The organism is Paenibacillus physcomitrellae (genome assembly GCF_002240225.1).
GTDB lineage: Bacteria > Bacillota > Bacilli > Paenibacillales > Paenibacillaceae > Fontibacillus > Fontibacillus physcomitrellae.
The window spans coordinates 569,048-589,927 of sequence record NZ_CP022584.1 but is presented as its reverse complement, the minus strand read 5'-3'; the positions used below and the strand labels follow the sequence as shown (position 1 = coordinate 589,927).

Annotated in this window: 19 protein-coding genes; 4 read left to right on the top strand and 15 right to left on the bottom strand. The window is 49.9% G+C overall.

Features of this window, described 5'->3' with window-relative positions; genetic code table 11:
- The 7 genes from CBE73_RS02640 to alr form a co-directional block, all read right to left on the bottom strand.
- Nucleotides 1-729 (bottom strand): SDR family oxidoreductase, encoded by a 729-nt coding sequence (locus CBE73_RS02640; RefSeq protein ID WP_094092877.1) that lies wholly within the window; start codon nt 727-729, stop codon nt 1-3.
- Nucleotides 722-1,546 carry a 6-carboxytetrahydropterin synthase gene (locus tag CBE73_RS02635; RefSeq protein WP_094092876.1) on the bottom strand — a complete coding sequence of 275 codons (825 nt, stop codon included), beginning with the start codon at nt 1,544-1,546 and terminating at the stop codon, nt 722-724. The genes CBE73_RS02640 and CBE73_RS02635 overlap by 8 nt, the downstream gene beginning before the upstream one ends.
- A 44-nt stretch (nt 1,547-1,590) precedes the next feature.
- On the bottom strand, nt 1,591-2,169 hold the full coding sequence (gene folE, locus CBE73_RS02630; protein WP_094092875.1) for a GTP cyclohydrolase I FolE: 579 nt from the start codon (nt 2,167-2,169) through the stop codon (nt 1,591-1,593).
- Between the two features lie 230 nt (nt 2,170-2,399).
- Nucleotides 2,400-4,916, bottom strand: a complete 2,517-nt coding sequence (locus CBE73_RS02625; RefSeq protein ID WP_094092874.1) for an EAL domain-containing protein — start codon at nt 4,914-4,916, stop codon at nt 2,400-2,402.
- Nucleotides 4,917-5,223: 307 nt separating this feature from the next.
- Nucleotides 5,224-5,406, bottom strand: coding sequence for an H-type small acid-soluble spore protein (locus tag CBE73_RS02620; RefSeq protein ID WP_094092873.1), 183 nt, complete (start codon nt 5,404-5,406; stop codon nt 5,224-5,226).
- A gap of 22 nt (nt 5,407-5,428) precedes the next feature.
- Nucleotides 5,429-6,064, bottom strand: coding sequence for an FMN-dependent NADH-azoreductase (locus CBE73_RS02615; protein ID WP_094092872.1), 636 nt, complete (start codon nt 6,062-6,064; stop codon nt 5,429-5,431).
- A 146-nt stretch (nt 6,065-6,210) separates the two neighbouring features.
- Complete coding sequence (alr, locus tag CBE73_RS02610; RefSeq protein ID WP_229752571.1) at nt 6,211-7,398, bottom strand: alanine racemase; 1,188 nt, start codon at nt 7,396-7,398, stop codon at nt 6,211-6,213.
- A gap of 270 nt (nt 7,399-7,668) precedes the next feature.
- Here alr and CBE73_RS02605 point away from each other — a divergent pair, with 270 nt between their 5' ends.
- On the top strand, nt 7,669-9,075 hold the full coding sequence (locus CBE73_RS02605; RefSeq protein WP_094092870.1) for an amino acid permease: 1,407 nt from the start codon (nt 7,669-7,671) through the stop codon (nt 9,073-9,075).
- Here the strand turns inward: CBE73_RS02605 and CBE73_RS02600 are convergent.
- The 4 genes from CBE73_RS02600 to murB form a co-directional block, all read right to left on the bottom strand.
- On the bottom strand, nt 9,072-10,019 hold the full coding sequence (locus tag CBE73_RS02600; protein ID WP_094096098.1) for a D-alanine--D-alanine ligase: 948 nt from the start codon (nt 10,017-10,019) through the stop codon (nt 9,072-9,074). The genes CBE73_RS02605 and CBE73_RS02600 overlap by 4 nt on opposite strands.
- A 65-nt stretch (nt 10,020-10,084) precedes the next feature.
- Nucleotides 10,085-11,554 (bottom strand): aminotransferase-like domain-containing protein, encoded by a 1,470-nt coding sequence (locus CBE73_RS02595; protein ID WP_094092869.1) that lies wholly within the window; start codon nt 11,552-11,554, stop codon nt 10,085-10,087.
- Nucleotides 11,555-11,643: 89 nt separating this feature from the next.
- Nucleotides 11,644-12,441 (bottom strand): polysaccharide deacetylase family protein, encoded by a 798-nt coding sequence (locus CBE73_RS02590; protein ID WP_094092868.1) that lies wholly within the window; start codon nt 12,439-12,441, stop codon nt 11,644-11,646.
- A 205-nt stretch (nt 12,442-12,646) separates the two neighbouring features.
- Complete coding sequence (murB, locus tag CBE73_RS02585) at nt 12,647-13,555, bottom strand: UDP-N-acetylmuramate dehydrogenase (protein ID WP_373286349.1); 909 nt, start codon at nt 13,553-13,555, stop codon at nt 12,647-12,649.
- 203 nt (nt 13,556-13,758) lie between these two features.
- On the opposite strand from murB, the gene CBE73_RS02580 reads away from it, so the two are divergent.
- Together CBE73_RS02580 and CBE73_RS02575 are read left to right on the top strand one after the other, a co-directional pair.
- Nucleotides 13,759-14,343: a CGNR zinc finger domain-containing protein gene (locus tag CBE73_RS02580; protein ID WP_094092867.1), complete on the top strand. Its 585-nt coding sequence runs from the start codon at nt 13,759-13,761 to the stop codon at nt 14,341-14,343.
- 211 nt (nt 14,344-14,554) lie between these two features.
- Complete coding sequence (locus tag CBE73_RS02575; RefSeq protein ID WP_094096096.1) at nt 14,555-15,100, top strand: HPP family protein; 546 nt, start codon at nt 14,555-14,557, stop codon at nt 15,098-15,100.
- Nucleotides 15,101-15,247: 147 nt separating this feature from the next.
- Here CBE73_RS02575 and CBE73_RS02570 read toward each other — a convergent pair whose 3' ends face one another.
- The gene (locus CBE73_RS02570) at nt 15,248-15,838 is read right to left on the bottom strand and encodes a TetR/AcrR family transcriptional regulator (protein WP_094092866.1); all 591 of its coding nucleotides are present in this window, start codon (nt 15,836-15,838) and stop codon (nt 15,248-15,250) included.
- 298 nt (nt 15,839-16,136) lie between these two features.
- Here CBE73_RS02570 and CBE73_RS02565 point away from each other — a divergent pair, with 298 nt between their 5' ends.
- On the top strand, nt 16,137-17,576 hold the full coding sequence (locus CBE73_RS02565; RefSeq protein ID WP_094096095.1) for a DHA2 family efflux MFS transporter permease subunit: 1,440 nt from the start codon (nt 16,137-16,139) through the stop codon (nt 17,574-17,576).
- 162 nt (nt 17,577-17,738) lie between these two features.
- On the opposite strand, the gene cysK is transcribed toward CBE73_RS02565, so the two are convergent.
- From cysK to CBE73_RS02550, 3 genes are all read right to left on the bottom strand, one after another.
- On the bottom strand, nt 17,739-18,662 hold the full coding sequence (gene cysK / locus CBE73_RS02560; protein WP_094092865.1) for a cysteine synthase A: 924 nt from the start codon (nt 18,660-18,662) through the stop codon (nt 17,739-17,741).
- A gap of 37 nt (nt 18,663-18,699) precedes the next feature.
- The gene (locus CBE73_RS02555; protein ID WP_229752560.1) at nt 18,700-20,055 is read right to left on the bottom strand and encodes a sodium-dependent transporter; all 1,356 of its coding nucleotides are present in this window, start codon (nt 20,053-20,055) and stop codon (nt 18,700-18,702) included.
- A gap of 182 nt (nt 20,056-20,237) precedes the next feature.
- Nucleotides 20,238-20,876 carry a LysE/ArgO family amino acid transporter gene (locus CBE73_RS02550; RefSeq protein ID WP_094092864.1) on the bottom strand — a complete coding sequence of 213 codons (639 nt, stop codon included), beginning with the start codon at nt 20,874-20,876 and terminating at the stop codon, nt 20,238-20,240.
- Nucleotides 20,877-20,880: the final 4 nt, after the last annotated feature.

Sequence of the window (20,880 nt, the reverse complement as noted above, 5' to 3'; positions counted from 1 at the left end):
CTACAAAATTCCTAAAGTCGGCATGATAGTGATTTCGTCTACAAATGCCCCTTTCTGTTGGCCTAACAGATAGATAAGATGTCTAGCTAGCGATTCGGAGGGGATCATTTGTTCGGGATTCGGAGTGTTCTCCATCTGATCCCAGAAAGAGGTGGCGGCAGCACCCGGCAGCACTGAAATGACCTCCAGTCCTTGACCGCGGAGCTCGGCCTGCATCACTCTGGATAAGCCGAGCAGACCGAATTTGGAAGCCGAATAACCTCCGCAGCCAGGTAAAGCTGTTGTACCGGCGATCGAAATCAAATTAATGATTTTACCTTGTCCGTTCTGGACCATATGCCGACCTACATATTTGTTCATCAGAAAAGTCCCGCGCAGATTAACGGACAGCATGCGGTCAAAGTCTTCCGTGGACAACGAAAGGATTGGCTCGAATACGCCGACTCCCGCGCAATTGATCAGAGCATCGATTTTCCCGAATCTTGAGACCGCTTTGTTCGTGAATTCCGCAATGGATTCCTCAGAGGTTACGTCCAGCTCTACCCATAAAGGCCCAGATTGGCAGCCGTCAGCAAGCGGGCCAGGCTCGCTCTGAGTCCGTGCTCCTAACACAAGGTTGGCCCCCATCTGGCTTAAAATCCGGGCCGTCTCTCTGCCGATTCCTTTGCTTGCTCCCGTAATGGCAATCGTTTTGTTCCTTAACTGTTCATCCAGATGATAATCAAACATGTTGTCCCTCCGGGCCCCAGTATTCAAAATAGTTCTTGTCCGTCTCCCAAAGTCCAATCCGGCAGAGCTGAGGCAGATGAGGTTTTAGCATGCCGTAAATGACCATGGCCACAACCTCGGAAGTCGGATTTACATCTTTGAATTCTTCCGTATCCAGATTTAAATTTTTATGATCAAGCTTCTCCAACACGATGCTTTCTACGATCTGATCCAGCTCGGCAAGATTCAGTACCATACCGGTTACGGGATCCGGTTCACCTTCCACCGTCACATCAAGGTAGTAGTTGTGGCCGTGGCCGTTGGGATTGTTGCATTTCCCAAACAACTGCTGATTTTGCTCAAGAGTCAGATTAGGGCTATGCAAACGGTGGGAGGCGCAAAAATGATATTTTCTGGTTAGCTTAAGCAAGGAATCCCTCTCCTTTTCAGCGCTTAAATAATGATTTTCATGCAATCGAATTTGGTGGAGCTCGCATCCCGGAAACCGGTGATCCAGCGACTCCCAAATATATTGAACGAGATTCTCCGTGGTTGGCATATGCTCCTGAAAATAAACATGCTCACGGTTCAGAAATTTACCGTCCAGTTCCTTGTGAAGAAAAGAACCGGCGATCTGTTTGATCTCTGTCGTATTAACCACAATCCCGGCTGTTTCATCCAGCAGTCCTTTAACGACGACTTCCAGCTTGTAATCATGGCCATGGCCATGGATGTTGCTGCATTTGCCGAATACCAGCAGGTTCTCCTCTTCGCCCCACTCAGCGACCCGGTAGACATGAGAGGCTGAGAAATCGAGCTGCCTGGACAGATAAAGCATTCGTTACCGCTCCTTTATAATCAAATGACCATCGGTTGGTTCTTCTAACGGGTTAAAGAACGCTCGAATTCTGCACAAAGGGCATCATTTTCCGCGAAGAGGCCTTTCTTCACCGTAGTCACCGTAATAGTTCCAGGCTTCTTGATTCCTCTCGCGCACATGCACAGGTGAGTGCCTTCGACCGAAACGATCACTCCCTTTGGCTTTAGTACATTTAGAATGGACGCAGCAATTTGCGAAGTCATTCTTTCTTGAACCTGCGGGCGGGCCGAAACCAGCTCTACCAATCTTGCGAACTTGCTTAAACCTACTATTCTTCCGTTAGGGATGTAGCCTATATGCGCTTTTCCGTAAAAGGGAATAAGATGATGTTCACAGAATGTATGATAGGTGATATCTTTAACGATAATCGTTCCTTCGTAATCTTCTTCAAAAGTGGTCGTTAGCGCCGTATCCGGATCTACGCCTACACCTGCGAATACTTCACGGTACATCTTGGCAACCCGCTTCGGAGTATCTAGCAAGCCTTCACGGTCAGGGTTCTCACCGATTTCAGATAGAATAGACCGTATATAACCTTCCAGCAGATCGATTTGCAAACCAAGATTCAATTCCGTTTTCATGAGACTTCCCCCTAAATGATTTAACCGTTAAATTTTTATCTTTAATTTGTAACTCTCTTATTAGTTGTCATTATCTTCCTAAATTCGATAAGAAACTATCAGCTTGTCTTCTTAATAAAATAAATGAAACTAGGAATATATTACTAATGTATTAGTCTTTTTTTCCTAAGAAAAAAACGGCCACTAAGGGCCGTTATACGGGGGAGATGATGCGCAGGAATTATTTTTATTTATAGACCTGACCGGTTTAAGCCTAAACGTTGGCTTTCTTCCATGCAGGCCTGGTTCACATAGGACATAGCCTGAATCCTGTCCGTTACATTTAATTTCTGGAAGATTCGGGAGATATGGTTCTTTACGGTGTGTTCACTGATAAACAGCTTGTCTGAAATCTCACGATTGGATAACCCCTCAACCAGAAGTTCAAGCACCTCAGACTCCCGGGCTGAAATGCCATAACGTTCTTTGGTTCGAGTGATGGCTGTTTTAATAATGGTCTGGTTCAGATCCCGGGAATAAAGCGGGTTCTTTTCTTCAGCCTGCAGCGCTGCATTCGGGTTCCGCGGATGGAAATAATGCCCTGTCGCTTCATGACTTTGCTTGTTATATTTCTCTATGAAGGTTTCCAGCTCTTCCAAAGGTACAGGGGGACAAAATAGATAACCCTGAATGACTTTACAGCCCAAATCTCTCAAAATAGAAAGCTGTTCCTCGGTTTCAACGCCTTGGGCAATCACAGACATCTTCAGGCTGCCGGCCAGCGTGATGATCGCGGAAACCATCGTGATGCTTTCCCTGGACTTCTGGGAAATTCTTTGAATGATCGACCTGTCAATCATTAAGGTATCCTTGGGGAAATGAATCAAATGATTCAGGGAGGCGTATCCGGCGCCAAAATCATCAATATTGATCGTAATCCCCATGCTCCGAACCTGATTCAGGATTTGTGTAATTCCTTCCGTCAAGGTATCCTCGCTTATATCCAATTCCAGTTCATCCGGCGTAACGCCCGTGTCATGCAAAATTTCCTTGAGCTTCTCAACAAAGTCTCTTTGCATAAATTGCTGAGCTGAGAAGTTGATCGACATCTTCAGCTTGGGGAACCCGGTGGCCTTCCATTTGCGGATTTGAGCGCACGCCGTCTTGAGCACCCAGTCTCCAATCTCGACAATAAGCCCCGTTTCTTCTGCAATCTGGATAAATTCAGAGGGTAAAATAAGCCCCCAGTTGGGATGGTTCCAGCGAATAAGAGCTTCAACGCTCGTTATTTTACCGGTCACAAGGTCCAGTCTGGGTTGATAATAAAGCGAAAGCTCCCGACGTTCGTTCGCTTTCCAAAGATCATTTTGAAGAATAAGCGCCCGGTAAGACTGGATATTCATGCCGGAATGATACAGCTTTAAGCAGTTCTTCCCCTGTTCCTTCGCCCGGTGTAAGGCGGTTTCAGCATTTTTGACCAAACTGAACACTTCTTCCCCGTCAAAGGGAAATATGCTCATGCCAATGCTGGTCGTCATATATAATTCATAAGAATCGACGTGGAAAGGCTGCTTGAACGATTTCATGATGTTCTCAGCCATCACAATCGCCTGTTCACGGTTGGTGCTCGGGAGGACGATGTTAAAATCGTCTCCGCCTACACAGGCAATGAAGTCTTCCTCCCGCATGTTCCCCTCGAGCCTTTTGGCAACCTGCTGAAGCAGAAGATCGCCGATCTTGTGCCCCAGAGAATCATTAATAAACTTGAAGCGATCAATTTCCAGGTAGAGAAGAGCGAAGGTTTGGTTCTCCTGTTTGGATTGACTTAATTGCGCATGCATATGCTCCAGAAACGAAGAACGATTAGGCAGACCGGTCACCCGGTCGTGATAAGCCAGATGAGTGATCATTTGCTCTGACTTTTTCTTTTGGGTTAAATCCCGGATCGTACACACGATAAAATTTGTCCTGCCGGTCACCCTGGCAGCGCTCAGCATCTGTGCCGGGAAAGTCTTCCCGTCCTTTCGAACGGCCGTAACTTCTACCGGCAGCCGGCCTGTCGAGCTCACAAGCTGATCAAATGCGGAATGAAACGGGTTGGTTTGGGGATTGTTGACGGTCAATAATAAATCAACAGAAGCGCCCAGCAGCTCCTGTTCCGAATAGAGGAACATTTCTTGCAGCGCACGGTTTCCCCTCAGAATATGCCCCTGCTCATCTAAGATCAGAATGGAGTCGATCGTAGATTCTGCCACTACGTTCAGCAAAACTTCGGATTCCCGAAGCTCGTGAGAGACAGCGGAAAGCTGCTTGTTTAGCCGCTCCGTTTCCTCTTTCATCTCTTTCAAAATTTCGTTCTGCCGCCGGATCGTCTGTTTAGCCCGGTGCAGCTCGGTAAGCCTGTCGATTTTCCCCTTTACGTTGATCGGGTAGAAAGGCTTAATCAAATAGTCCGAGCTATTAAGTGTATTCCGCTTTAAAACTTCCTGCAGTTCTAAATCGCCCGATGTCAGAAATACGATAGGAGCATACTGTGTTCGATCTCCGGATTTCATGATTCTGGCGGTTTCAAAGTCTTCCTGCTCAGCCCCGTTCAAATCCAGTAGTATAGCTGCGAAGTCGTACTTAAGAATTTCGGCAAGAGCTTCTTCCCCGGTTTTGGCCCAAACCAGCTGATAGGCATCATCCCCAAGAATAGCCCGCAGGGTAAGAAGAGATTTGGGATCCTCATCAACCAGTAGGATATGCATCTTGGAATCACCTTCCATCCAACCATCTCCTTGCTCCGCTTATAACAAGCGTTTTGGATCTTACCATTTTACCAGTTACCTACAAACCACATAAACGTATTTGTTCAAAAGCAATCAGTAATTTATAAAAAGCCGCAATTTAAACGTTTTACTCTGACAAATCACAATAGTTTATTATAGCGAAGGAAGAATGAAATACAACAAGCGCGGGACCATTACCTAATAATTACCAGACAGACAAATAAACAAGCGCACCCGAAAAATTCCTCGGGTGCGCTTGTTTACTTAGCGTATTTTATTCAAGAGCCTATTCTTCACTTCTGATTTAACCTTGTTCCTCTAACATATTAATTGGCACATCACGTTCTTCCTGCGGTCTGCCGACCGGAAAAACCCGCGCCGTCTCACGCTGCTCGTCCACATGCTGAATGTAAATCTGTGCGCCTTCACAGGTTACACTGATCATTTCGGGAGAAGAGACAATTTCCTGCGCTCTCTGAATGTTCATTTGAAAGCCTCCTTGGTTCAGGTTAGAAAGTTTTGGCCAGCTGATGCGCCCGCTCAATCGCTTGCTGCTTAATGGATTCCGCTTTGTCCGGCATGGCGGCCATCCCTTCCGCAAATAACCCTTCGAGAGTTGGAATCCCGATAAAGCTCATCACCACTTTTAAATGGCGGTGGGCCATTTCGAGATCACCGATCGGACCCTCTGAATAAACGCTACCGCTCGCCTGGATGTGCAGTGCTTTTTTGCCGCCCAGCAGTCCGACCGGACCATTTTCCGTATATTTGAACGTTTTTCCCGCTACGCAAATGGAATCAATATAAGCCTTCACAACCGGCGGATAAGAGAAGTTCCACATCGGCGTAACAAATACGTATTTATCGGCAGCAGCAAACTGATCGACAAGCTCGCCGAGGCGGCCGACTTTGGCTTTCTCGTCCGCACTCAGCTGGTCAAATTCGGAGCCGGATCTCAGCTTTCCCCAGCCAGCGAACACATCCGCATCAATTTGAGGGATCGACTCTTTGTACAGATCGACATGAACAACTTCGTCGTTTGGATTGGCTTCGCGGTAAGCTTCAATGAAAGCTTTGCCTACAGCCAGGCTGTAGGAGCTGTGATGATCGTTCGGGTGGGCCGTGATGTATAGAACTTGTGCCATAAATCGTTAGTCTCCTTCATCAAGTTTTAGAAATATCAAGCCAGAAATCTACTTGCCTGGTTCATCCAATCGAGAAGTATTATGTTCTTTTACAGTACAGATCATGCAGGAAGCAATCATGTAAGAACGGATCATACAAGGACAGATCATACATGAACAGATGATGCTAAGAGAGTACGCTTATAAATCCGCGGTACCCGGCTGCCTATTAGGCATAGAACCTCGTAAGCAATCGTCTCAAGCTTCCCGGCAATTTCATCCACCGGAATGAAGGAAGTGTCCGCATGTCCAATCAGGGTTACTGTTGTTCCAACTGCTGCCTGAGCTGGCAGCCTGATCATACATTGATCCATGCAGATTCTCCCTACAATAGGAGCGCGTACTCCGTCCACCAGCACTTCCTGCCCCTGCAGCCTGCGAATCCAGCCATCCGCGTACCCGATCGGCAGGGTGCCGATCCACTCCTCCTCCTGAGTTTCGTAGGTAGCCCCGTAACCGATCTTTTCACCTTTTGGCATCTTCTTGACGTGTATCAGCTTTGTACGCAGGGAGAAAGCTTCTTTTAAAGGCAGCGCTGCCTCCTGCTGAACGGTACTGGAAGGAGCGATACCGTACATGGACAGGCCGACCCTTACCGCATTAAACCGGGCTTTCGGAAATCTCAAGGCGGCCGCACTGTTGCTGCAGTGAATCCATTTCGGTTGTCTTGTTAACCCATTCAGCATCTCCTGAAATAAGCCAAGCTGCCGCTCAAAATAAGAAGTGTCCGGCTCATCAGCCGTTGCAAAATGGGTGTAGATGCCTTCCCATTCCCATCTGTCGTCCGACTGCAAAAGGGCTTCAATTTCGGCCAGTTCTTCCGAACTACGAATGCCGATCCGGCCCATGCCGGTATCGACTTTCACATGCACGCTCAGCCGTTCTTTGTCATGCAGGTGCATACGCGCTTCTTCCACCCATTCCTTTTGAAAAATCGTTAACGTGATGCTCTGAGCAGCGGCCAAAGGAGCGTCCTCCGGCCGGGCCGCCCCCAGAACGAGAATCGGCGCTGTAATGCCCTTATCTCTTAAAGCCAGTGCTTCGTCCAGAAAGGCTACGGCAAGATAAGAGGCTCCGGCCTCCATAGCAGTTGCCGCAACCTCGACGTCTCCATGTCCATAAGCGTTAGCTTTAACTACAGCGATGAAGGATGTCTCTTCCGGCAGCTGCTTTCGGATTTGAGCTATATTCCAGGCAATATGGTCAAGATCGACTTCTACCCAGGTATCCCGGTGAAAAGAAGTGCTGGCTCCGCTCGGCACCGCCGCTGTACTCATCTCTTTTACCATTTGCATTCCCATCGTTCTCATTCACTTCCTGTCTCTTTTCTTGTTCGTCTTTGACTTTCGCTTAAGTCCATCATGACACAGGGGCTGCGAAGACGAAAAGAACCACAAACCGCCGGATTGTCGGCAGTCGTGGTTCTATATGGTTCGGCTAAATGAAAAAAGGTTGAAATTTGCTCTGGTGCTTTACCAGAAGAAAGTGTATGATTATTACTTGTCGGTTCATCTGGTGATTCACGAAATTATAATCATTTTAACTTAAAGGAGTTTTTGTACAACATGTCCAGACACAAATTAGGCTTCTGGGTCCTGACCGCCCTCGTAATAGGGAATATGGTCGGTTCCGGTATTTTTATGCTTCCCCGCTCCTTGGCGGAAGCGGCCAGTCCGGCCGGAGTCCTGCTGGCTTGGGCTGCAACCGGGTTCGGTGTTCTCATGCTGGCGCTCGTCTTCGGCAGCCTGGCCGTGCGCAAGCCCGAACTCAGCGGCGGACCGCAGATTTATGCGAAGGAACTTTTTCGCGCTGGATCGCACGGCTCTCTTCTGGCCGGATTTATGTCTACCTGGGGGTATTGGGTCGGCAATATCGCCGGTTTTGTGGCAGTAATCACCACATTTACCAGCTATTTGTCCACCTTCTTCCCGGTGCTTACCAGTGATAAGATATGGCTGACCATCGGCAGCCTGTCTTTACAGGCTGGTAACGTACTGAGCTTTATCGTCTGTTCCGTGCTGCTGTGGGGGACACATGCCATCTGCCTCCATGGCATCAAAGGGGCAGGACGCTTGAACTTTATAGCGACCGCAACCAAGGTAATCGGATTTGTTTTGTTTATTGTCATTGCTTTGTTTGCGTTTCAGCAGAGCAACATCGGGCCGTTTGTTGCACCCCGTACGAGCGAAAGCGGCGCGAGCATCGGCTTGCTTTCCCAGGTCAACGGGGCTGCTGTGGCCACGCTTTGGGCTTTCATCGGCGTCGAATCGGCGATGGTATTTGCAGCCAGAGCCCGCCGCAAGCAGGATATTCGCCGCGCCACGATTGCCGGCCTACTGATCTCTTTGGTGCTGTATGTCGGCATCAGCCTGCTTACGATGGGCCTGCTGACGCAGGAGCAGCTGATCGCTTCCCAGAACCCGCTCGTGGACGGGATTTCCGCCGTGCTTGGCAGTGTAGGCGGCAAATGGCTGGCCGGGCTTGGCCTGATCAGCCTGCTGGGCTCGACCGTAGGCTGGGTGCTGCTCAGCGCCGAGGTGCCATTCCAGGCAGCCAAGCTGGGCGTTTTCCTGCCGTCTTTCTCCAAAGAGAACAGCAGCGGCATGCCGAAGGTATCCTTATGGATCTCTAACGTGCTGGGACAAATCCTGCTGCTGTCGACCCTTTCAAGCTCCCTTTCGGCCGCCTTTGATTTCATCATTTATATTGCAACACTCGCGTATCTGGTGCCTTACCTGATTGCCGCCGTTTATCATCTGAAGCTGACCCTTATCGGGGAAACGTATTTACGCCTACAAGAACGGTGGACCGAAGGAGTTATTGCAGGCCTGGCTTCCATTTATTCCTTATGGGTGATTATAGCGGGGACAGCTGATCTGAAGACGTTCCTGCTGGGTTTGGCTCTGATTGTTGTCGGAATTTTGTTTTATCCGTTGCTGCTGCTAGGGAAAAAGAAAGGCAAAGCCGTTTAAACCGGCTTTGTCAGCCTGCCTGCCTCGCCCTCGCTTCGTTCACGAATCGACAGCTCGATAATCCGGTCAAGCAATTGGGTGAAGCCGATACCGGCTGCGGCTGCGCTTTTGGGCATCAGGCTGGTCTTCGTCATGCCGGGCAGCGTGTTGGCTTCAAGCACATAAGGGATGCCATCCTTTAGCATCATATCAATACGGGCATAAACACCGCACTGCAGGAGACTATAGGTTTCCAGTGCGGTTGTTTGCACTTGTGCCGCTATTTCCTCCGGCAGCACAATGACCTCCTCCTCAGCCCCGCCGTGCTGATATTTGGCTTCATAATCAAACCATCCGGCTGTTTGAGGACGAATACCCAGAACCGGGAGCAATTCCCCGCCCAGAATGGAGCAGGTGATTTCGTCCCCTGGGATGAACTGTTCAATTAAGACGGATGAATCCCATTCCAAAGCCTGCCGGACCGCCAGCAGAAGCGAAGTTTCATCCGTAACAGGCAAAGCACCCACGCTTGAGCCCCCTGTATTGGGCTTCACGAACACTGGATAGCCAAGCTTCCTGACTTCCTCTGCCAGATGTTCCTCCTGTTCCTCGACGTCCTTTAAGAGCAGCCAATCCGGCGTTGCGATTCCAGCTGCCCGCAGCTTCTGTTTGGACAGATGTTTATCCATGCATAAATGACTGGAGAACACGCCGCTTCCTGAATAGGGAATTCCCAATGCCTCCAAAGCAGCCTGCACGGTTCCATCTTCCCCATAGCTTCCATGCAGAGCGAGCAGGGCAAAGTCAATGTCCCGGACCTGATCCGCCAATTCCTCCAGGCGCCCAATCTCTATGGCTATCCCCTCGTATTTGACCGGTTCCAGGTTAGCCAGCATCTCTTGACCAGTCATCAGTGAAACTTCCCGCTCCGATGAACTGCCTCCCATAATCACGCCTATCTTCATGTTGCTTCCTCCCCGTTTTTTGTTGTCTCTTTCCGAATTTCGGATGACGGCCTGCTGTCTGAATATCAAGCTAATTTTCGGGCTATTTTCCGCGCCGTTTCCCCTATGATGCGCAGCCCTTCTTCGATATCCTCCAGGCTCACTCTTGAGAACCCGATGCGCATCGTATTTCGGCCGCCGCCGTCGGTATAGAACATATCCCCAGGTGTAAAAACAACCCCTTGCTCCGAGCAGCTCTCCAGGAGCTCATGCGTATCAAACTCCGGAGCAAATTCCAGGAATAGATGAAGCCCGCCATCCCCCGACAATCTGGCGTCAGGCAAATATTTTACACAGCATTGCCGGGTCCATTCGTATTTCTTCTTGTATTCGGAACGGGCTCTCTTCAAATATTTATCGAGATGGCCGTTATGCAGGTATTGGTACAGAATCGCCTGGTCGATCGTGGAGGTATGAATGCTTCTCGCCCGCTTGATGCTTTCCAGATAATCGATCAGCTGCTTGTCGGCCAGCACCCAGCCTACCCGCAGACCGGGAAACAACACCTTGGAGAAGCTGCCGAGGTAAATGACCCCGTTTCCCCGTCCTGCAATCGCCATTAAAGGCAAAGCGTGCGAGCTTGAATAGCGGAGCTCCTCGTTAAAGCCGTCTTCGATCACTGGAATTTGATATTCGGCCATCAGCTTCATGAGCGCGATCCTTTTGGCTGGCGAAGTGACAATCCCCGTCGGATTGTGATAGGAAGGCACCAGATAAGCACAGTCATAGGCGCGCTCCATCAAAGCTTCTTTCAGCTTCCCCAGATGGATGCCGTCATGCTCCATCTCGATTCCCGTCACGTCAAAACCGTTCAGCTTAAAATTTTTGATCGCGGTCTGATGGGTTGGATTCTCACACAGGACGGCCCCATGTTTCCGGTTCAAAGCAGACAGAACGATATCGAAACCTTCCGTGAACCCGCTGGTAATCAGCAGATCCTTCCCTTCCAGCTCTACGCCTTTCTGCTCCATATAACGCTTCAGCAGCTCGATCAGCGGTTTATAGCCTTTGGCATAGCCGTAATTCAGCAGAACATGGCCTTCCAAAGCCATCCTGTCCAGAAACGCCCGCTTGACATGGTCCAGATCAAAAAGCTGCTCGTCGGGTGCGATGCTGGTGAACGAAATGGAACTTCTTCTCGGTGCCCGAATCCCGTTCTTCATCCGGTCCAGCTCCACGGCTTTCCGGGCATAACCGCTCACCCGGGTGGACCAGTCGGTTTGCAGAGAGGGCTGCGGTTCCTCGGGCGTTCTGTGAACCCCTGCCACGTAGCTCCCTTTCCCCTTCAAGACGTAAATCAGCCCCTCCTCCTCGAGGTCGGTATACGCAGCCAAAATCGTATTGCGGCTGACGGCAAGCAGGACGCTCATTTCCCTTGTGGAAGGCAGCTTCTGGTTCTCCTGCAGCGCCCCTTTCGCGATCAGCCGCTTCAAATATTCTTTCACCTGGATGTAGGCCGGCCGGTCCTCATCCTGTATTTTAAAGTCGTTAAACATGTTGCATCGCCCTCCAACCCCATCATGACATATTCGCTTCAAAAAAGAAAAGAACCACGGCCCGCGCTTTTACGCACGGGCGTGGTTCACTACAGCAGCAGCATTTGTCCGCCGGGCACCTCGGTCGCCGCTCCTTCTACACTGACCCACACCGACTGGGCGGAAGGATTATGCAGAATCCGGCTGTCAGCCGATATCCGCAACCTCTCCACCGCCTGGCAATAAGAGACGATTTCGGCGTTTGTAGCATACCAGATATCGCTGCGGCCGCCGATCTTTTCCCCAAACCGGTCCACCAATTCCCACTGGTCCTCTTCTTCAAATTCATAGCTGTGGCCCCAGACGTAGAATAGCGACATTCCGGCCTCCTTGGACTGCCGTTCAATAAACCTGCCGGCGTATTCCACCATTTCTTTGTGATGGCAGGTAGGATGCCAGCGGAGCCAATCTTCCGGTAAATGGAAGACCCCATGGCTGTTAACGGTTCTCGCGTATTCCATGCCTGCCGCTTTGACCAGAGCCGTCACCTCAGTGTTATAAGTCCCGTAAGGATAACTCATTCCTTTAACCGGGTAGCGGATCAGCTCCTCCAGCACGAGCCGGTCCTTTCGGATCTCTTCAATGACCTGTTCGGCGGGCAGTGCCGGCAATGAAGGATGATGAACGGTATGCGCGGAAACCTCGTGTCCTCTAAAGAGCGGTTCAACCTCCTCTTTCTTCAGATAACCCGCTTCTCCCAGGTTCCCGCTGTTCAGATGAAAAGCACCCCGAATGCCATATTGGTTTAATTTCTGTACTAATTTGTGGTCATAATCCCGCCCGTCATCAAAGCTGACGGTCAGCGCTTTGCTTAGGCCGTTTGGAAAACGATTCAATTGTATGCGCATTCAACAAACCTCCTGAATCCTCGTGGTTCCCCGGCTGCAGGAATCATTCTTCTGTCTAGTAACGGCACCAGCCGGGTCTGTTGGTTTCATCTTACCTCCATCCGCTTCCTTCTGGCAATGCCCCTTCGCGGGGCAGCAGGGCGGAGTTATCTGGGAACAAGAAGAAACGGGACCCTTCTGAGGATCCCGTTTACCACCCGTAAGCTTATTCACCCAAGGTAATTACCTCGGTCTCCAGTTCAACATCAAACTTCTCCCGAACCTTCTGCTGGATGTGTTCGATCAAATCCAGGTAATCCTGAGCGGTAGCATTATCGACATTAACGATAAAACCGGCATGTTTGGTGGACACCTCAGCTCCGCCAATCCGGGTTCCCTGCAGCTGACAATCCTGAATCAGCTTTCCGGCAAAATGCCCTTCAGGCCGTTTAAACACGCTGCCGCACGAAGGATATTCCAAGGGCTGCTTGGACTCTCTGGCCAAGGTCAGCTCATTCATTTTGGCCGAGATGCTCGCCTGGTCCCCTTCTTCAAGCCGGAATACCGCATCCAGAATAATATAGCGGTCGCTGCGGAAAATACTTTTCCGATAACCCAGCTCCATCTCCTCACCGGACAAATTCAGAAGCTCTCCGCCTCGAGTAAGCACATGAGCGCTCTGCAGCACATCAGATACCTGTCCGCCGTAGGCGCCCGCATTCATATACAATGCTCCCCCTACGCTGCCCGGAATTCCGCAGGCAAACTCCAGCCCGGTCAAAGTGTGGTCCAGCGCAGCTCTCGACACAGCGATAATATCGGCTCCGCTTTGTGCCTTGATTTCACAGCCCTTCACTTCGATTTGATTAAAATGACTGAGCGACAAGGTAATTCCGCGGATTCCTTTGTCTTTAATAATCGTATTCGAGCCTTTGCCCAGAATCGTTAAAGGCACGTTATTTCGTCTAGCAATATCGATAACCGTTTGAATTTCTTCATTGGTGGTAGGCTGGACAAGAATATCCGCTTCGCCGCCCAATCGGATAAAAGTATGGTTTCTTAATGGTTCATTGTATTTGATCTTGTTACGCGGTATTTGATTCTCTAAATCGAACATAAACTTGCGCATTCCCAATCTCATCCTTTAAGCTTTGTTATAGAACCTGATGCCCTGGGCTGCTGATCCCTAAATAAGCATACAGCATCACCAATAGTACACTGTTAGCCGGGATAAGAAAAGACCTGGGCTTTTATCTTTATATAAAATGATCCTGCATGCCCATTTGTGCCGAAGACACACCAAAAATATCCATCCTAAATTAGACAGGAGATTAAGCCATGACCGATCATCATAAATTCCCGCTGCTTTCCGGTTCTCTGTCTCTTGATTTGGTCAACACCGAGCTGGTAAGACGCGGCCGCCGTTACGAGCTGCTGCTCACGGAAGCCGATTTGCTTCATTGGGTTGATACGATGCTGGGGGAAGGAACTCTCTACAAAGCAAGCCTCGGTTCCCGTAGTATTCAAACCGAACAGGAATTTCAGCAGGTTTTGGAATTCCGTGCTATTGTGCGTGAACATTTCGAGTCTATCGCGGCCGGGGAAGAAATAACCGAAGACTTCATTGCCCTTCTGGAGCGTTCGATCGAGAAAGCTCCTTTTCAATATAAACTCCTCTCCGGCCATTTGGTGCCCGTACCCGCCGGTGAAACCGCTGCTGACGTATTGATAGCCTTGGCCGCCTATGACGCGTTGTCTTTAATGGCTCAGAGCAAACTCGGCACGCTTAAACACTGCTCCAATCCCGATTGCGTGCTTCTGTTTATGGATGACAGCGGCAAGCGGAAATGGTGCTCGATGAAAATATGCGGCAACCGCAGCAAAGCTGCCCGGTTTAAAAGTCAAAAATCTTCGAATGCCTGATCATTATATCGACTAAAACGGCTTCCTTTGGAAGTCGTTTTTTTATGCTTTTAGACGACCTTCTCAAACACATAAACTAACCCTTTAAATTTACATTGACAGGTTAGTTTGCCGTGGTGTAAATTAGCTTTAACAGATCACGAGAGGAAGTTGATGCATGGAAACGATAGCCGAAAATGTCCAAACGAATCAAATGAACCAGACAGCCCCGATGAACCAGACAAAGCAGCTGAGCCAGACGAATATAATAAGCGCTTATTTTGTGAAAATGAAAGGCAAAGGAAAAAGCCCCCTGCAAATTAATTACGGGGATGCTTTTACAGGATTTATTGGTGGCTTTGCCGCTATATTAGCCCTGGTTCTGCTGACAAATTACACGTCTTCCACCTGGCTCATGGCCCCGTTTGGCGCCAGCTGTGTGCTGGCCTTCGGCCTCTGGAATGCCCCATTATCACAGCCGAGAAACGTGATTGGCGGCCACTTCATCTCTACCCTGATTGGGCTGCTGGCTTTATACCTATTCGGAGACAGCCCATGGTCAATCGCTCTGGCGGTAGGATTGGCGATTGCGGCCATGATGCTGACCAAAACGACCCATCCGCCGGCTGGCGCTGATCCAATCGTAGTCATTATGGGACATTTTACATTTGGATATTTATTTTATCCGGTTCTGTCCGGTTCTATCATTATTGTGCTGCTAGCTTTGATCATTAATAACCTTCGGGGCAATCGGCAGTATCCTACCTTCTGGGTGTAGGCTTTATAAGCCCCTTCACATATCTCTTCCCGTTCCAACGGGGCTGTCTCAAAAGGATACATTCAATTAGCCAGTCCTAGATCGGAACAAAAAACCTCCAAAACCACTATGTAAGTAGGGTTGGAGGTTTTAATTTTGTTTAAACCCTTATTTGAAGTAATAAGGAAGCAACAGCGAGAACTGTTTAGCCATATAACGCGGAGTGTATGGGCTATCCTGACGCAGCCATGCGCTGATCGTCCCCATTAACGCCGAGGAACAGAACCAAACCGCGAAATCTTTGGGAATATTGGCTTTAGCCAAGAAGGACCCTTCATCCATCGTTTCAATTTTGTCAGTAATCATCTCTACAATCGGACTCAATAAAGCATCCACAAAGATCGGAATCCGTTTCGATGCCAGAATCACTTTGTAAATTTTCTCATTGTCCGCGATATGCTCCAGCAGACGGACCAGCATCGGCCAATCCGACTCCTCCTCCGCAGGACCGGAGGGCTCCGGACTTTTCAACAGCCGGCTCAGCTCGTCCCTCATTTCGGCCGATAGCTTTTCCAGCATATCGGGAATGTCCTGGTAATGCAGATAGAAGGTTACGCGGTTGATCGTAGCGCGTTCCGCAATCCGGTTCACCGATATTTTCTCAATATCCATTTCCCGCAGCAAATCGATAAACGCCTCTTTAATTAACTGTTTTGTTCGGAGGACGCGGGGATCCACCCGAGTCGGTTTAGAGTCCATTTCATGCAGCCCCTTTCAGTTCCATGTCCTAATCTTCAAATTTAAACTACAATCTTAAATAATCTGTTGATTAACTTCCGGATGAACGACAGATCATGAAATTTTCGTAATCTAATTTACATTTTTCAAAATTCCGTCGCTTGTCAAACTTCTGCTCCCCGTTATAATCTAATTCATACCCTGTTAAGTATACAACAGTTTGTAAATTTAGTCTCGCAGTTTGAAAGGATGATTAGACTTGAGCAAGAGCGACTTAGCACAAAGCAATACGATCAAGAGAGGCCCCATCTTATTTGTTATGATCTTGGGAGCCTTTCTGGCCACGCTGAACCAGACCATTATGAGTGTGGCTACTCCGGAGCTGATGACAGACTTCAGCATTACCGCCACAACCGCCCAGTGGCTGACCACCGGATATATGCTGGTTAACGGGGTGCTCATCCCGATTACAGCTTATCTCATGCTCAGATTCACGACTCGGCAGCTGTTTCAGGCTTCGATGATTTTGTTCCTGATCGGGACGATTGTTTCGGCATTCTCCGATACCTTCTCTGTTCTGTTAATCGGCCGTTTGATCCAGGCCGCCGGCGCGGGCATTATTATGCCGCTTCTGACGAATGTTATTTTAACCATCTTCCCGGTTGAAAAGAGAGGCGCCGCCATGGGGATGGTCGGCTTCGCGATTATTTTTGCCCCGGCGATCGGCCCTACGCTTGCCGGTTATATTTTGGAGAATTATGCTTGGGAAACGATGTTTTACGGCATGATTCCGCTTGCGGTAATCGTCATTGCCTGCGGCTTTATTTATTTGAAAAATGTCTCGGAAACCCAACGTTCCAAAATGGATATCATCAGCGTCATTCTCTCGACGATCGGCTTTGGCGCCCTGCTGTACGGCTTCAGCTCGGCAGGCAGCAAAGGCTGGTCAAGCGCAGAAGTATTATGGTCCATTGCAGCCGGCGTCGTCGCCCTCGGCTTGTTCACATGGAAGCAGCTCGCTTCCCGCAAACCGCTGCTCGACCTCAGAGCATTTAAGTATAATATGTTCTCCTTGACCTTGATCATTAATATTGCAGCTACCATGATGATGTACGCCGACATGATGCTGCTTCCGCTTTACCTGCAGAACGCCCGCGGTTTTACCGCCTTGGAATCAGGCCTGCTGATGCTGCCTGGCGCTTTGATTATGGGCTTCCTGATGCCCGTTACGGGCCGGCTGTTTGACCGTTTTGGCGCTAAATGGCTGTCGATCATTGGCCTGGCGATCACCCTGCTCACCACTTTTAGCTTTACAAATTTAACGGACTCCACCAGTTATATCTTCCTGATTCTGATGTCTACGGGACGCCGGATTGGCATGGCCTTGTTCCTGATGCCGCTCCAGACAGCCGGCCTGAATCAGCTGCCTTCGAAGCTGAGCGCACACGGTACCGCCATTTCCAATACCGTTAGACAAGTAGCGGGGGCCGTGGGAACCTCCCTGCTGGTAACCGTAATGACCAGCCGCACTACAACGCACTTGATGAATTTGATGGCCTCCGAAAATGCCGCGACTGCGGAAGCAAAGCAGCATTTGGCCATGGAAGCGATGATTGAAGGGATTAACGATGCTTATCTCGTTATTCTTGGTATCGGCCTGATCGGCCTGGTGCTCTCCTTCTTCATTAAGCGGGTCAAACCCGCAGATGAAATCAAAGCGGAAGTTGTCGTGAACAAGCTGGCTAAAACGGAAGCATGAGCAAGGAGATTTGAAAAAGGGAGTTTAGGCAAAGAAATTTGAGTAAGGAAATTTGAGTAAGGAAGTTTGAAATCAACTTTAGCAAATAGGTTGGTTTAAACGAAAAGCCCCTTGCCTGCATTCATGCAGCAAGGGGCTTTGCTATTTTGCATTTTGCTACTTCTATTCAAAAATACCAGAGCTTAAATACCGCTCCCCATTATCGGGCGCTATGCACAAGATTCGATGACCCGAGCCGAGCCGTTTGGCTTCCTGGAGAGCCGTCCAGACGGAAGCGCCGGAGGACGGGCCAAGGAGAAGTCCTTCCAGCCTCGCGAGCTGTCTGATCGTTTGGAGTGCGTCTTCATCCGCGACCTGAACGATTTCATCATATACTTCCTGATTCAGAATCGGCGGAATGAAGCCGGGGCTTGTCCCCACCAGCTTATGCGGGCCCGGTTGTCCGCCGGATAACACCGGTGAGCCTTTAGGCTCCACCACAACCACCCGAAGATCAGACAGCGCCTTGCGAAGTTCTTCGCCTGTTCCGGTGATCGTACCTCCGGTTCCTGATGTGGCGACAAACACATCCAGCCTGCCGTCCATTTGCTGCAAAATTTCGCGGGCAGTCGTGCCTCTATGGGCATCCGGATTGGCCGGATTCTCGAACTGCTGCGGCACAAAACTGCCGGGAATCGAGGCATGCAGCTCCATCGCCCTGCGGATCGCGCCGGGCATTCTCTCATCCGCCGGAGTCAGGATGACCTCGGCGCCATAAGCCTTCATGATATTGATGCGTTCCCGGCTCATATTCGAAGGCATCGTAATGATCAGCTTGTAGCCGCGTGCTGCAGCGTTCATGGCCAGTCCGATCCCCGTGTTGCCGCTTGTTGGTTCAATAATCGTCGCTCCGGGCTGCAGCCTGCCGTCCTTCTCCGCCTGCTCGATCAAGTTCCTTGCTGCCCTGTCCTTCACACTTCCGCTTGGATTGAAGTACTCCAGTTTGACGTACACCTCGGCGTCCTGTTCCCTGACAAGACGCCGTAGTTTAACGGCCGGAGTGTCACCGATTAAATCGGTAATCCGATTCACGATGGTTACAGCCATTCTTTAAACACTTCCTTGTAGAATAATCGAATTTGTATCATTCACCAGCGAATTTGATAATTCCCGTGGTGTGAAGAAGCACAAGCACGACCAGCACCGGCGCAATGTAACGAAGCGTAAAGACCCATGCGCGGAACCAGCCGGAGGTAAGACCGGCGGCTTCCCCGGCCTTTTTCCAGAAGTAGCCCGCAAACAGCGTAGTCAGCAGACCGCCGACCGGAAGAAGGATATTGGATGTGATAAAGTCCATCCAGTCGAAGAACGACTTGCCGCCGATATTCCCAAGCGAAGGAGCCAGACCAAACGACAACGCCGCCGGCACACCAAGCGCGAAGCAAAGAATGGACAGCACTGCCACCGAGGTTCTGCGGCTCCAGCCCCAGCGGTCCATCACATAGGAGACTGGAACCTCCATCAGCGATACCGCTGAGGTCAGCGCTGCGATCGCCAGCAGGATGAAGAACAATCCGCCGAAGAAAGCGCCAAACGGCATCGCCGAGAATGCGGCCGGCAGCGCGATGAACACCAGCGAAGCGCCTTGCGTCTGGTCAATACCGAACGAGAACGTCGTCGGGAAAATAATCAGACCCGCAATCAGCGCGTAAATAAGATCGCCTGCGCCGATGGCCAGCGTCGCTGAGCCTAACGACTGATTTTTATCCACATAAGCGCCGTAAGTAATCAGAATCCCCATGCCGAGGGACAACGAGAAAAAGGCATGTCCCAAAGCCACCAATGCCGATTCCGGAGACAATTTGGAGAAATCCGGATTCAGGAAGAAGGAAACGCCTTCTCCGGCTCCCGGCAGCGTAACGGCACGAACCAGCAGGATCAGCAGCAAAATAATCAGACCGGGAATGACGATTTTATTGAACCTTTCTATTCCCTTTGCAACCCCGCTTCCTACGATATAGGCTGTAAGAATCGCGGCAACCAGCTGCCAGATCATCGGAAGATAACCTCCCGTAAAGTCACCAAACTTTCCAGCAAAGTCATCACTTGTATAAAGCTGTCCGCTAAAGGACAGAACCGCATAATGCAGCGTCCAGCCTGTCACGATCAGATAGAAAGCCAAAATAATAAACGGAGAAATGACCTGCAGCAAGCCGAAGCGCTGCCAGATCCGTCCGCCGCCGGCCTTCACAAACGAAGAAGCTGCGCTGCCTCTGCCTGCACGTCCAATAGAAAGCTCTGCCAATAACACCGGAAGACCGATCACGACCAGACAAATGATAAACAGCAGAAAAAACGCCGCTCCCCCGTATTTTCCCGTTATGTACGGGAATTTCCACATGTTGCCGAGACCAACCGCACTGCCAATGGCCGCTAAAATAAAGCCCGCAGAGGAAAACCGGTCTCCTTTTGCTGCCCCTGCTTGAATCTTGTCCCTCAAATTCAAAACATCCTTCCTTACTCAATATGTTGTCTAAAAGCTTATAAGTTTCCTAATTATATTTCATGATGTGAAAGATGTCAGCAAAGAATGTTTACCCATTTGAGGGCCCTTTTAAAAAATAAAGCAAGGAATGTGCATCCCCTGCTCCATTCAGCTGATCTTAATTCATAGATTCATCATTAATGTAAGCCCATTAAAGTAAATCCAATATACAAAGCGGTCCCCCAGATGATAAAGGCCGATATTCTTTGAATGCCAGCGGACAGACGTCCCGCCGAATCTATGGTGCCCAGTCTTCTGCCCAAATAAGCCAGTCCGGCGAACCAGACCCAGGAAACCAGAATACAGGCCGCGGCAAAGGCTGCTTTGTCCACCCCGTCGTAATTCAAGGATCCTGAACCGATCACGCCGACCGTGTCCATGATGGCATGAGGATTAAGCAGAGAAACCGAAGCGGCAAATCCCATTTGCTGACGGGGAGTCATGACCCCTGCAGGTTTGCCCTGCCCGTCATCGGCTGACTCCCGGACGGAGAAGCTACTCCTCCAGGTTTGCCAGCCCATGTAGACTAGAAACAAGAGACCAACTGCCATCAGCAGCGTCTTTAACCAGGGCGTGTCGAGAAGGAGCAAAGAAACGCCCGTCACCGCAAGCAAAATAAGCAGCGTATCGCAAAGAGCGGCCGTCAGCATGGCCGGAAGGGCAAGCAGAAATCGTCTCTGCTGGGCTCCTTGATTGAAGATAAATACATTTTGTACGCCAAGCGGAAGGATCAGACCCAAAGCAAGAATAAATCCGTGAATAAATGCGGTTAACAATTGA